This window comes from Bradyrhizobium sp. LTSP885, from assembly GCF_000938305.1.
Taxonomy (GTDB): Bacteria; Pseudomonadota; Alphaproteobacteria; order Rhizobiales; family Xanthobacteraceae; genus Bradyrhizobium.
In genome coordinates, this window is the sequence record NZ_JYMT01000027.1 from 71,825 (window position 1) to 85,381 (window position 13,557).

Annotated in this window: 10 protein-coding genes; 3 read left to right on the forward strand and 7 right to left on the reverse strand. The window is 63.9% G+C overall.

The genetic code is table 11. The annotated features are described in order from the left end of the window. The first annotated feature begins 533 nt into the window (after window positions 1-533). Window positions 534-1,031, forward strand: coding sequence for a septal ring lytic transglycosylase RlpA family protein (locus tag UP09_RS18015; protein WP_044539593.1), 498 nt, complete (start codon window positions 534-536; stop codon window positions 1,029-1,031). Between the two features lie 120 nt (window positions 1,032-1,151). On the opposite strand, the gene UP09_RS18020 is transcribed toward UP09_RS18015, so the two are convergent. Continuing rightward, window positions 1,152-3,362, reverse strand: coding sequence for a primosomal protein N' (locus tag UP09_RS18020; protein ID WP_044539594.1), 2,211 nt, complete (start codon window positions 3,360-3,362; stop codon window positions 1,152-1,154). 96 nt (window positions 3,363-3,458) lie between these two features. Between UP09_RS18020 and UP09_RS18025 the strand changes: the two genes are divergently transcribed. Continuing rightward, on the forward strand, window positions 3,459-4,430 hold the full coding sequence (locus UP09_RS18025) for a tyrosine recombinase XerC (protein ID WP_044539595.1): 972 nt from the start codon (window positions 3,459-3,461) through the stop codon (window positions 4,428-4,430). A 119-nt stretch (window positions 4,431-4,549) separates the two neighbouring features. Next, a complete protein-coding gene (locus tag UP09_RS18030; RefSeq protein ID WP_044539596.1) occupies window positions 4,550-5,140 on the forward strand; it encodes a DUF4337 domain-containing protein in 591 nt (196 codons plus the stop codon). A gap of 35 nt (window positions 5,141-5,175) precedes the next feature. Here UP09_RS18030 and UP09_RS18035 read toward each other — a convergent pair whose 3' ends face one another. The 6 genes from UP09_RS18035 to sucD all read right to left on the reverse strand — a co-directional run bounded on the left by UP09_RS18035 (window position 5,176) and on the right by sucD (window position 13,530). Then, window positions 5,176-5,706 (reverse strand): hypothetical protein, encoded by a 531-nt coding sequence (locus UP09_RS18035; protein WP_044539662.1) that lies wholly within the window; start codon window positions 5,704-5,706, stop codon window positions 5,176-5,178. Between the two features lie 37 nt (window positions 5,707-5,743). Next, a complete protein-coding gene (gene lpdA / locus UP09_RS18040; protein ID WP_044539597.1) occupies window positions 5,744-7,144 on the reverse strand; it encodes a dihydrolipoyl dehydrogenase in 1,401 nt (466 codons plus the stop codon). Between the two features lie 48 nt (window positions 7,145-7,192). Continuing rightward, a complete protein-coding gene (locus UP09_RS18045; protein ID WP_044539663.1) occupies window positions 7,193-7,942 on the reverse strand; it encodes an SDR family oxidoreductase in 750 nt (249 codons plus the stop codon). 72 nt (window positions 7,943-8,014) lie between these two features. Next, complete coding sequence (odhB, locus tag UP09_RS18050) at window positions 8,015-9,259, reverse strand: 2-oxoglutarate dehydrogenase complex dihydrolipoyllysine-residue succinyltransferase (protein WP_044539598.1); 1,245 nt, start codon at window positions 9,257-9,259, stop codon at window positions 8,015-8,017. Window positions 9,260-9,434: 175 nt separating this feature from the next. Then, window positions 9,435-12,392, reverse strand: coding sequence for a 2-oxoglutarate dehydrogenase E1 component (locus UP09_RS18055; protein ID WP_044539599.1), 2,958 nt, complete (start codon window positions 12,390-12,392; stop codon window positions 9,435-9,437). Between the two features lie 256 nt (window positions 12,393-12,648). Then, window positions 12,649-13,530, reverse strand: coding sequence for a succinate--CoA ligase subunit alpha (sucD, locus tag UP09_RS18060; protein WP_044539600.1), 882 nt, complete (start codon window positions 13,528-13,530; stop codon window positions 12,649-12,651). Window positions 13,531-13,557 lie beyond the last annotated feature (27 nt).

The window sequence follows — 13,557 nt, forward strand, 5'->3', positions numbered from 1 at the left end:
GATTTTCGACCGGCACAGGACGTGCCGGGATCGTTAAAATCGCGGCTTTGCTAACATAGCATACGCGCAGGTGCAACATGACGGCACGTGTCGGCGCCGCCTTGTCGCATGGGCGCTTGGCGGCTGTCGCCACCGGCCGAATCAGAAAATTCTGCGCGCGGGAATTTGCTGCCACAGCTCCAGCTTTCATCCGACCCGGATTGGTTCCAGCAAGAATTTGCATAGCCCCATGAGCGCGCGGGCAGGAACCAACAGCGGGTCCCAAACTCCATTTGGCGAATACTTACCGAAAGCTTACTGACGCACTACTATTCAGTATTGTCGAGTATTGTATTGGTTAACGTTTAGTTAACGACCAAGATTACGGAATTTCGTTTGAATACCCCGCGAGGTAACAAGATGTTTCAACCCGAGACAATGCGGAATTACTGCCCAATTCACGCCGCAATGCGCAACCAAACGGCCTTGGTCAACTATGGGACGGGGGTTCCACTTGCCGCGTTCGCGGCAATACTGTCTGAGGGTCTTAATCAATGGCGAATATCAAGAAGGCGGTACTGGGAAATATAACCCAGTCGCGTACGGCGCTTGCTTTTGTTGCCGCAACTCTCCTGGTCGGCGGCAGCGTCACCGAAGCGTCGGCCAGGTCCAGGCACCACCAGCGCTATCATCACCACCATCACGCCAAGGCCGAAGGCTCGTCCTGGCAGGACGCCAACGCCTCGATCGCCCAGCCGACCGGCGGCGGCCACATGTTCTCGGGGATGGCTTCCTTTTACGGCAATGAATCGGGCAGCCGCACCGCTTCCGGCCAGCGCTTCAACCAGAACGCCATGACGGCGGCCCATCGCTCGCTGCCCTTCGGCACCAAGCTCCGCGTCACCCATGGTGGCCAAAGCGTCATCGTCACCATCAACGATCGTGGCCCGTTCGTCCGTGGCCGCGTCCTCGACCTTTCCACCGGCGCCGCCCGCGCCATCGGCCTGACCGGTGCCGGCGTCGGCCGTGTCACCGCCGAGGTCGTCTCCTAAGAGCGCGCACGGTTCCGATTGCCTCCAGTTCGGTAAGCGTTGCGTTGCGTAACGGTCCGCGAAGCCCGCTTCGTGTGCCGATCAAGGCCTGCCGTCGCAAATGACGGCAGGCCTTTCACGTTACAGGAAGCTCTGCGGATCGACGTCGACCTCAAGCTTCAGATTGCCCTTGGTCTTGGGCCCCGCGGCCAGCCATTCGCGCAAATATTGCGACAGGTCGACATTGCGCAGCGATTTCACCAGCAGGCGGAAGCGATAGCGTCCCTTGATGACCGCAAGCGGCGCTTCGGCGGGGCCGAGCACCTGGATCCGCTCATCGATCGGCGCGACGGAAGCAAGCCTGCGTGCAAAGCCTTCGGCCGTGGGGCGGTCGCCGGCGGAGATGATCAGGCTCGCCAGCCGGCCGAACGGCGGATAGCCGGTGCGTTCGCGGATATCGATCTCGCTGGCGTAAAACGCCTCGCGGTCGTTCGCGATCAACGCCTTCATCACCGGATGCTCCGGCTGGTGGGTCTGCAGATAGCCGACGCCGCGGCCCTGATCGCGGCCGGCGCGGCCGATCACCTGGTTCAAGAGCTGGAAGGTCCGTTCGGCGGCACGCGGATCGCCGTTGCTTAAGCCCAGATCGGCATCGATCACACCGACCAGATTGAGCCGCGGAAAGTTGTGCCCCTTCGCCACCAGCTGCGTGCCGATGATGATATCGACGCGCCCCGCGGCGATCTCGTTCAACTCGCTGCGCATAGTCTCGATCGAGGTGATGAGGTCGCTCGACAGCACCATGGTGCGCGCCTCGGGAAAGATGCTCGCCGCCTCCTCCTGCAGGCGCTCGACACCGGGACCGACGGCGACCAGCGATTCCTCCGCCGCGCAGTGCGGACAGATGTTCGGGCGCGGCATCGAGAAGCCGCAGTGATGGCAGACCAGCCGCTGGCGGAAGCGATGATCGACCAGCCAGGCGTCACAGATCGTGCAGGCGAAGCGATGGCCGCAGGCGCGGCATAGCGTCAGCGGCGCATAGCCGCGGCGGTTGAGAAACAGCAACGCCTGCTCGCGGCGCTCGATCGCGTAACTGATCTGCTCGGCGAGCGGTGGCGAGATGAAGCGGCCGCGCGGCGGCGGAGCGCGGCGCATGTCGATCGCCTCGATATGCGGCATGTGTTGGCCGCCGAACCGCGACGGCAGCACCACGCGCTGGTAGCGCCCCTTGCGGGCATTGACCTCGCTCTCGACCGACGGCGTGGCGGAAGCCAATATGATCGGGATCTTTGCGATATGCGCGCGAACCACCGCCATGTCGCGTGCGTGATAATGCGCGCCTTCGTCCTGCTTGTAGGCCTGGTCGTGCTCCTCGTCGACGATGATGAGCCCGAGATTGGCATAGGGCAGGAACAGCGCCGAGCGAGCCCCGATCACGACCGGCGCCTTGCCTTCCGAGATCGCCGCCCAGTTGCGCGCGCGCGTGCGCGGCGTCAGTTCCGAATGCCATTCGAGCGGACGTACGCCGAAGCGCTGCGCGAAGCGATCGAGGAACTGGCCAGTCAACGCGATTTCCGGCATCAGGATCAGCGACTGTTTGCCGCGCCGGATATTTTCGGCGATCGCCTCGAAATAGACCTCGGTCTTGCCGGAGCCGGTGACGCCATCAAGCAGCGCGACATGGAAGCTGCCGCTCGCAGCCAACGTCCGCATCACATCGACTGCACTGCGCTGCTCGCGCGAAAACTCCGGTAGCGTGTACGACGGATCCGGAGCCGGCGGTACCGGCGGCGGCGGCATCGCCTCAACCGTCAACGTGCCCTCATCGACCAGGCCGTCGATCACGCCGGAACTGACGCCGGCCTCCCGCGCCGCCTCCGACTTGCCGTGCAACAGCCCGTCCGACAGCACGTCGATCACCCGACGCCGCGCGGGGGTCAGGCGCCGCGGCGGCTCACCGACCAGGCGCACGCCGAGGCGCGTACGCTCGGGCCCGAGATTCTCGCCCATGCGCAAGCTCATCCGCAGCACCATGCCGCGGGCCGACAGCGTGTAAGTGGACACCCAATCGACGAGCTGACGCAGTTCCGCCCTCAACGGCGGTACGTCGAGCTTTTCGCCGACGTCCTTGAGCCGGTTGTGCAGCCGAGGATCGGGACTAGCATTCTCGGCCCACACCACCGCGACGACCTCGCGCGGCCCGAGCGGAACGCAGATCACGTCGCCGGGCGCGAGCTCCATGCCGCGCGGGACGCGGTAGGAGTAGGTCTGGTTCAGCGCGACAGGCACCAGCACATCGACGACGCGAGTCGCCGATGCGGAGGCCGTGCTGGTGCGCGTGGTGTGGTCCATGGGATCAGAACTTCGGGATCAGAACTTTATCGCCTTAGCGAAGGGTAAACGAAAGAAGTGCGATATAATCAGGAGAATCGCAGCACCAATAGTCGCATGGCCCGGACAGATCAGCCAATTCAACCGGTCGAACTCGACTGCGCCGACGAGACGCTCACGCATCAGATGACGCGCTGGCTGTCGCATCTGCGCGCCGAGCGGCGGTTGTCGCCGAAGACGCTGGAAGCTTATACCCGCGACGTCCGCCAATGCCTGACCTTCCTGGCCGGGCATTGGGGTGCACGGGTTTCGCTTGCGAGCTTTGCCGCGCTCGAGGCCACCGATGTCCGTGCCTTCATGGCGATGCGGCGCGCCGACGAGATCGGCGGACGATCGCTGATGCGAGCGCTGGCGGGGCTGCGCTCGTTCGGGCGCTTCCTGGAACGCGAAGGCAAGGGCAAGCTTGGCGCGCTCTCGGCGATTCGCGCGCCGAAAGTGGCAAAAAGCCTGCCGAAGCCGATCCACATGGACGCGGCAAAGCGTTTCACGGACGCCGACGAGCGCGCCGGCGAAACGCGCGAGACCTGGATCCTTGCGCGCGACGCGGCCGTCATGGCGCTGCTCTATGGCTCCGGCCTGCGCATCTCGGAGGCGCTGGGACTGAAGCGCCGCGACGTGCCGAAGCCCGGCGAAGGTGACGTGCTCATCGTCACCGGCAAGGGCAACAAGACCCGCATGGTGCCGGTGCTGCAGAACGTGCTGCAACTCATCGCAGACTACGCCGCAATCTGCCCGCATTCCCTGCCGCCGACCGGCCCGACCTTTGTCGGCGCGCGCGGTGGCCCCTTAAGCCCGCGAATCATCCAGCTCACCATGGAGCGGCTGCGCGGCGCCCTCGGTCTGCCCGACAGTGCAACGCCGCACGCGCTGCGGCACTCCTTTGCCACGCACCTGCTCAGTCGCGGCGGCGACTTGCGCGCGATCCAGGAATTGCTCGGTCACGCGTCGCTGTCGACGACACAGATCTACACCGGTATCGACAGCGAACGCCTGCTCGAAGTCTACCGCTCCGCACATCCGCGCGGCTGAAGTGTTTGGACCAGCGGCTCGCTGCCGCTCATATTCATAGGTCCGTCACAAGCGGCTCGCCCCTTGCGTTGAGGGCCGCATTCGGCAATCGTATCCCGGTCTCAGCCGGAGGGGGAATCATGAGCGCACATGAGAGTATGGAGCACGCGGAACATGCCGAGCATGCTTCCAGCGAGAACAAGAAGATCGCACTGCTGATCGCCGTGATCGCACTCTGCCTGGCGCTGTCGGAAACGCTCGGCAAGGGCGCACAGACCGAATCGATCAGCTTGAATGTCGAGGCTTCCAACCTGTGGGCTTTCTTCCAGGCCAAGAGCATTCGCCGCACCACCGTGCAGACCGCCGCCGAGCAGGGCAAGTTGAGCCTTGCCACCGCGCCCGACGATGCCGCCAAGGCGGCGCTGCAGAAGCAGATCGACGACTGGCAGAAGACTGCTACGCGTTATCGTTCGGAGCCGGAGACCGGCGAAGGTTCGGAGCAACTGTCCGAGCGCGCCAAGCACGCCGAGCATGAGCGCGACGAGGCAACGGCGAAGTATCACCACTTCGAACTTGCCTCCGCCGCCTTCCAGATCGCGATCGTGCTGGCGTCCGCAACCATCATCACGGGCATCGCCGCGCTGGCGTGGGTGTCGGGCATCCTGACGCTGGCCGGGATCGCGGTGACATTGCTGGGCATGATCCAGCCACACCTGCTGCCGCTGCATTAAGTTTGGATGAGCGGCGCTGGCCGCTCGACAAGCAATCAGCGCGCCTGATGCACGCTTTTGCGGAAGCGTGCGATCAGGCGCAGCATGCGTGCCGACCAGCCGTCACCGTCGCCGCGCAGCATCTCGACGAGCCGCCGCTTGACCGGCTCGACCATTGCGGTGGCCCTGGCGCGCATCGCCATCACGAAATCATAGAGCGCCTTGAACCAACGCATCTCCAGCAGCTTCGGCCGCGTCACGTCGAAGATGAAGGCGGTGACGCCGACGCCGAGGAATTTCGCGAACACGATGGTCGAGATCGCGGCCAGCCAATATTCGTGGGTCAACAGCCACAGTCCGACCAGCTTGAGCGGAAACAGTGGGATGAGCGGTACGACGAACACGATCAACGTCATCGCCGGCGACAGCGAATCGACCCGCTCGGCCAGCCATTGCTTGAACGTGCGCAGCGGGATCCATGCGACGGCGCGCGCCACGATCGGCTCGAGGTGATCCCATAGCCAAGCCTCGATCAGGAAAATGATCGCAAGCAGGATCCAGAACGGCTGAAGCAGGCGGCGCAGCATCGATGTCATCTCTACCCGGCGGGCCGCCGGACGTCGATCACATATGGATGGCGCGTTTGCCCACCGCAAGCGCGGCTTCCTTGATCGCTTCCGACCGGGTCGGATGGGCGTGGCAGGTGCGCGCCAGATCTTCGGCAGAGCCACCGAATTCCATCAGAACGCACGCTTCGTGGATCATTTCGCCGGCTTCGCGGCCGATAATGTGCACCCCGAGCACCCGGTCCGTCTTCGCATCTGCGAGAACCTTCACGAAGCCGTCCGTGGTCTGGTTGACCTTGGAGCGGCCATTCGCGGTAAACGGAAACTTACCGACGGTATAGGCGACGCCCGCCTGCTTGAGCTCTTCCTCGGTCTTGCCGACCGACGACACTTCCGGCGTGGTATACACAACGCCTGGAATAACGTCGTAGTTCACATGGCCGGCCTGGCCCGCGATGATCTCCGCGCAGGCCACGCCTTCGTCTTCCGCCTTGTGCGCCAGCATCGGCCCGGCAACGACGTCGCCGATCGCGTAGATGCCCTTCACATTGGTCGAGAAATGCGCGTCGATCTCAACGCGGCCGCGGTTGTCGAGCGCGACACCGGCTTCCTTGAGCCCGAGGCCCTCGGTGTAGGGCACGCGGCCGATGCAGACGAGTACGACGTCAGCTTCGATCGTCTCCGGCGCGCCGCCAGCAGCCGGCTCGACCTTGGCAAGCAACGTCTTGCCCGACGTATCGACCGCCGTGACCTTGGCGCCGAGCTTGAACGTGAAGCCCTGTTTCTCGAGTAGGCGTTGGAATTGCTTGGCGACCTCGCCGTCCATGCCGGGCAGGATGCGGTCGAGGAATTCCACGACGGTGACTTGCGCACCGAGGCGATGCCAGACCGATCCGAGTTCGAGTCCGATCACGCCGGCGCCGACGATCAAGAGCTTCGAGGGCACCTTGTCCAGCGACAGCGCACCGGTCGACGACACGATGCGCTTCTCGTCGATCTCGATCCCCTTCAGCCGCGCGATATCCGAGCCGGTGGCGATCACGATGTTCCTGGCCTCGACGATCTCGGTCTTGCCGTCGCCGGAGACTTCGACCTTGCCGGCACCGAGGATCTTGCCGGTGCCTTTGAGGACGTCGATCTTGTTCTTCTTCATCAGGAACTCGACGCCCTTGACGTTGCCGTCGATGCCCTGCTGCTTGAAGTTCATCATCGCGGGCAGATCGAGCTTCGGCGCCGAAACGCTGACACCCATTTTGGCGAAGGAATGCGCGGCTTCCTCGAACATGTCGGAGGCGTGGAGCAGCGCCTTCGAGGGCATGCAGCCGACATTGAGGCAGGTGCCGCCGAGCGTCGCGTTCTTCTCGACGACCGCGACCTTCATGCCGAGTTGCGCCGCGCGGATCGCGCAGACGTAACCGCCGGGTCCGGTGCCGATGACGACGAGATCATAAGAAGCCATGATGGAAATCCTGTAGCTAAACTCTGTGACACTTAAGCGAGCATGATCCTAGCGACCGCCCGACACGTCGAGGGTCGCGCTCGTGACATAGGAGGCCTCGTCCGACATCAGCCAGACGATGGCGTTGGCGATTTCATCTGCGGTGCCGACGCGCTTCATCGGCACCATGTGGGCGAGCCGATGCGCGCGATCCGGCTCGCCGCCGGCGGCATGAATGTCGGTGTCGATGAGTCCTGGCCGGATGCCCGCGACGCGGATGCCCTCACCCGCGACTTCATGGCCAAGGCCGACGGTGAAGGAATCGATCGCGCCCTTGGAGGCGGCATAGTCGACATAGGTGTTAGGCGCACCGAGCCTGGCCGCGACCGAAGAAAGGTTGACGATAACGCCGCCCTTGCCCCCATGCCTGGTCGACATGCGCTTCACCGCCTCGCGCGCGCACAAAATGCTGCCAGTGACATTGACCGCCATCATTTGCTGGATTCGCTCGGCGGACATCTCGTCGACCCGCACACCGCTCTTGCCAACGATCCCGGCATTGTTGACGAGAGCGCCGAGCGTTCCGAACGCGTCGGCGGCCTTGAACAGCGCCAGGATGTCCTGCTCGCTGCCGACATCACATTTCACCGCGATCGCTTTGCCGTTGCTGGCCTCGATCGCGGAGACGACCTCGTTCGCGGCCGCCTGGTTGGACGCATAGCCGACCACGACACGATAGCCGCGTGCCGCGGCGGCAAGAGCGGTGGCGCGGCCGATGCCGCGACTGCCGCCAGTGATGACAACAACCTTGTCCGTCACATTGATCCCCAAGCGTGTACGCCAAACCGACCGTGACGCCCGAACCGATCGGACGTCACGCGCGCCATGATCTCAGAGATCCAGCACCAACCGCGCCGGATCCTCAAGGCTCTCCTTCACGCGGACCAGGAAGGTAACCGCTTCCTTGCCGTCGATCACGCGGTGATCATAGGACAGCGCCAGATACATCATCGGGCGGGCCTCGATCTTGCCGCCGACCACCATCGGCCGCTCCTGGATCTTGTGCATGCCGAGGATGGCGGACTGCGGCGCATTGAGGATCGGCGTCGACATCAGCGAACCGTAGATGCCGCCATTGGTGATGGTGAAGGTGCCGCCCTGCATCTCGTCGATCTTGAGCTGACCGTCGCGGGCGCGGCGGCCGTAATCGGCGATCGACTTCTCGATCTCGGCGATCGACTTGTGATCGCAATCGCGCACGACAGGCACGACCAGGCCACGGTCGGTGCCGACCGCGACGCCGACGTGATAGTAGTTCTTGTAGATCAGGTCGGTGCCGTCGATCTCGGCGTTGACGGCGGGGATGTCTTTCAGAGCCTGCACGCAAGCCTTGGTGAAGAAGCCCATGAAGCCGAGCTTGACGCCGTGCTTCTTCTCGAACGCGTCCTTGTAGTGCGCGCGCAGCGCCATGACGTTGGTCATGTCGACCTCGTTGAAGGTCGTCAGCATCGCCGCGGTGTTCTGCACATCCTTCAGGCGGCGGGCGATGGTCTGGCGCAGCCGCGTCATTTTCACGCGCTCTTCGCGCGCAGCATCATCGGCCGGCGAGGCGCTGCGAACCTGCACGGCGGCGGCCGGCTGATTGACCGGGGTCGGCGCCGAGGCGGCCTTCTCGATCGCAGCCAGCATGTCGCCCTTGGTGACGCGGCCGTCCTTGCCGGAGCCGGGAACCGTGGAGGCATCGACACCACTCTCGGCGGAGAGCTTGCGGACCGAAGGCGCAAGCGGCGCATCGGTCGGCGGCACCTTCGGCGCGGCAGCAGGAGCCGGCGCAGCAGCAGCCGGAGCGGGAGCCGTCTTGGTGGGAGCAGCGGCAGCCGCAGCGGGTTTGGCCGCGACAGCGCCGTCGTTGATCTGGCCCAGCAGCGCGCCGACGGCGACCGTTTCGCCATCCTTGGCGATGATCTCGCCGAGCGTACCGGCAACCGGCGCCGGAACCTCGATCGTGACCTTGTCGGTCTCGAGCTCCACCAAGGGTTCGTCCACCGCGACGGCATCACCGGCCTTCTTGAACCAGCGGCCGATGGTGGCCTCGGTCACGGATTCGCCGAGCGTTGGAACGCGAATTTCAGTCATGGTCTTTTCCTCAGATCAACCCTGCGGTCATGAAACTTGTGCGGCCACCGCCCGCCAAAGCGGGCGATCCAGGACACCGTGACGACAGCGAGAGGGGCTGGATGACGCGGGGTACTGGATGCCCCGCTCCAGTGTGCAATTGCGCACAAGGCGGGGCATGACGGAGTGAAGGTTTTTAGTTCAGCGCTTCGTCCAGGAACGCCTTGAGCTGCGCCAGATGCTTCGACATCAGGCCAGTCGCAGTCGCGGCCGATGCCGGACGGCCGGCGTAGCGCGGCCGCTTGTTCGGCGCGTTGATCTGGTTCAGCACCCATTCGAGATAGGGCTCGATGAAGTGCCACGAACCCATGTTACGCGGCTCTTCCTGGCACCAGACCACCTCGGCCCCCTTGAAGCGCCCGAGCTCCTGCACCAGCGCCTTCAACGGCACCGGATAGAGCTGTTCGATTCGCATCAGATAGATGTCGTCGACGCCGCGCTTCTCGCGCTCGTCATAGAGATCGTAATAGACCTTGCCCGAGCACAGCACGACGCGACGGATCTTGTCGTCCGGCTGCAGCTTGATCTTCTCGTCCGGCTGCATCTGCGCGTCATCGTACAGGATGCGGTGGAAGGTGGCGTTCTTGCCGAGTTCGTCGAGCCGCGACACCGCGCGCTTGTGACGCAGCAGCGACTTCGGCGTCATCAGGATCAGCGGCTTGCGGATCTCGCGATGCAGCTGGCGCCGCAGTACGTGGAAGTAATTCGCCGGCGTAGTCGGATAGACCACCTGCATGTTGTCCTCGGCGCACATCTGCAGGTAACGCTCGAGTCGCGCCGAGGAATGCTCCGGCCCCTGGCCCTCATAGCCATGCGGCAGCAGGCAGACGAGGCCGGACATGCGCAACCATTTGCGTTCGCCCGAGGAAATAAACTGGTCGAACAACACCTGCGCGCCGTTGGCGAAGTCGCCGAACTGCGCTTCCCACATCGCCAGCGCATTCGGCTCGGCCAGCGAATAGCCGTACTCGAAGCCGAGCACCGCTTCTTCCGACAGCAGCGAGTTGATGACCTCGTAATGACCCTGGTCACCGCCGAGATGGTTGTACGGCGTGTAGCGGCTTTCGTCCTCCTGGTCGATCAGCACCGAATGACGCTGCGAGAAGGTGCCGCGCTCGGAGTCCTGGCCGGACAGGCGGACGTGACGGCCTTCCTCCAGCAGCGAGCAGAATGCCAGCGCCTCGCCAGTCGCCCAGTCGATACCGACACCGGTGTCGATGGCCTTGGCGCGATTGTCGAGGAAACGCTGGATGGTCTTGTGGACGCGGAAACCGTCCGGCACTTTGGTGATCTTGCGGCCGATGTCCTTCAGCACCGGAATATCAACGCCGGTGACGCCGCGGCGGGCGTCTTCCTCCTGGTCGGCGATCTTGAAGCCCGACCATTTGCCGTCGAGCCAGTCGGCCTTGTTCGGCTTGTAGCCGGTACCGGCCTCGAACTCGGCGTCGAGCCGCGAGCGCCAGTCGGCCTTGGCCTTCTCGACCTCGCCCTCGGTCATCACGCCTTCGGCGATCAGCCGCTTGGCGTAGATTTCCAGCGTCGTCGGATGCGAGGCGATCTTCTTGTACATCACCGGCTGGGTGAATGCCGGTTCGTCGCCCTCATTGTGGCCGTGGCGACGATAGCAGAACATGTCGATGACGACCGGCTTGTGGAATTTCTGCCGGAACTCGATCGCAACCTTGGCCGCGAACACCACCGCCTCCGGATCGTCGCCATTCACATGGAAGATCGGCGCGTCGATCATCTTCGCCACATCGGACGGATACGGCGAGGAGCGCGAGTAGCGCGGATAGGTGGTGAAGCCGATCTGATTGTTGACGATGAAGTGCAGCGAACCGCCGGTGCGATAGCCCTTCAAATCGGACAGGCTGAAGCATTCGGCAACCACGCCCTGGCCCGCGAACGCCGCATCGCCATGCATCAGGAGCGGCAGCACCGAGATGCGCTGATCCGGCGGATCGCCATGCTGGTCCTGCTTGGCCCGCACCTTGCCGAGCACAACGGGATCGACGATCTCGAGATGCGACGGGTTCGCAGTCAGCGACAGATGGATCTTGTTGCCGTCGAACTCGCGATCCGAGGAGACGCCGAGGTGATACTTGACGTCGCCGGAGCCTTCGACCGCATCCGGGTTGGCCGATCCGCCCTTGAATTCATGGAACAGCGCGCGGTGCGGCTTGCCCAGCACCTGGGTCAGCACGTTGAGGCGGCCGCGATGCGGCATGCCGACCACGATCTCCTTCACGCCGAGATTGCCGCCGCGCTTGATGATCTGCTCGAGCGCCGGGATCAGCGATTCGGCGCCGTCGAGGCCGAAACGCTTGGTGCCGGTGAACTTGACGTCGCAGAACTTTTCGAAGCCTTCCGACTCGATCAGCTTGTTGAGGATTGCGCGGCGTCCCTCGCGCGTGAAGCTGATCTCCTTGTCCGGCCCCTCGATGCGCTCCTGGATCCACGCCTTCTGCGCGGCATTGGAGATGTGCATGAACTCGACGCCGAGCGTCTGGCAGTAAGTGCGTTCGCAGATCGTGACGATCTCGCGCAGCGTGCCGTATTCGAGGCCGAGCACGTGATCGAGGAAGATCTTGCGGTCGAAATCGGCTTCGGTGAAGCCGTAGGAGCGCGGATCGAGCTCCTCGCGGTCGCGCGGCGCCTCGATGCCGAGCGGATCGAGCTTGGCGTGGAAATGGCCGCGCATGCGATAGGCGCGGATCAGCATCAGGGCGCGGACGGAGTCGCGGGTCGCCTGATGGACCTCGGTGGCGGAGAGTTCCGGGCCCTTGGCCTGGGCCTTGGCAGCGATCTTGGTGCCGACGGCCTTCTCGACCTGAGCCCAGTTGCCGTCCAGCGCCGAGGTCAATTCGTCGCGCGGCGTGACCGGCCAGTTGTCGCGGCTCCAGGAGGCGCCCTCGGCGTTCTTCTGGACGTCGGAGGGGGTGTCCTTGAGGCTCTTGAAGAACTCCTGCCATTCGGTGTCGACCGAGGCGGGATCCTGTTCATAACGGGCGTAGAGGTCGTCGATATAGGCCGCGTTGGTGCCCTGCAAAAATGATGAAAGGGCAAAAGCGGCGTTCGCATCCTGGCGAGACATGGGGCAGTCCTGGTGATTTTCGGTTCGCGCATAGAAGACGGCGCAAGTGCCGGTCTGGAAGAGCGCCGGCTCGATAAATTCCCTTTAGCCTATTTAGGACCGATATTCCTGCCTAAAAGAACCAAGAAATGAATATAATTTCAAAACTTATTGAACTGCCCGCGTAGGGCGAAATGATCAAAAGAGTGCACTTCCCGAGGCGAGAACGACCGGGAAGCGCCGATAACCCCTGACGACAACCGCCAGCTGCGGACCGTTACTTCAGCATTTCGGCCAGCGTGTGCCCGAGCCGTGCCGGCGACGGGGACACCTTGATGCCAGCGGATTCCATCGCCGCGGTCTTGGAACCGGCGTCGCCCTTGCCGCCGGAAATGATCGCGCCGGCATGGCCCATGCGGCGGCCGGGAGGAGCTGTCACGCCGGCGATGAAGCCGACCATGGGTTTCTTGCGGCCGCGCTTGGCCTCATCCTTGAGGAACTGGGCAGCGTCTTCCTCGGCGGAACCGCCGATCTCGCCGATCATGACGATCGATTTGGTGTTCTCGTCGGCCAGGAACATCTCCAGCACGTCGATGAACTCGGTGCCCTTGACCGGGTCGCCGCCGATGCCGACCGCGGTGGTCTGGCCGAGGCCTTCCTGGGTAGTCTGGAACACCGCCTCATAGGTCAGCGTGCCGGAGCGCGAGACGATGCCGACTGAGCCTGGCTTGAAGATGTTGGCCGGCATGATGCCGATCTTGCACTCGCCGGCGGTCATCACGCCGGGGCAATTCGGCCCGATCAGCCGCGACTTCGATCCCGATAGCGAGCGCTTCACCCGCACCATGTCGAGCACCGGAATGCCTTCGGTGATGCAGACGATGAGCGGGATCTCCGCATCGATTGCCTCGCAGATCGCGTCCGCCGCGCCCGGCGGCGGCACATAGACCACGCTGGCGTCAGCGCCGGTCCTGGCGCGCGCCTCGGCGACAGTATCGAACACCGGCAGGTTGAGATGCGTCTGGCCGCCTTTGCCCGGCGCGACGCCGCCGACCATCTTGGTGCCGTAAGCGATCGCCGCCTCCGAATGGAAGGTGCCGTTCTTGCCGGTAAAGCCCTGGCAGATGACCTTGGTGTTCTTGTCGATCAGGATGGACATTGGATCATTACCCTACATGGTGAATTC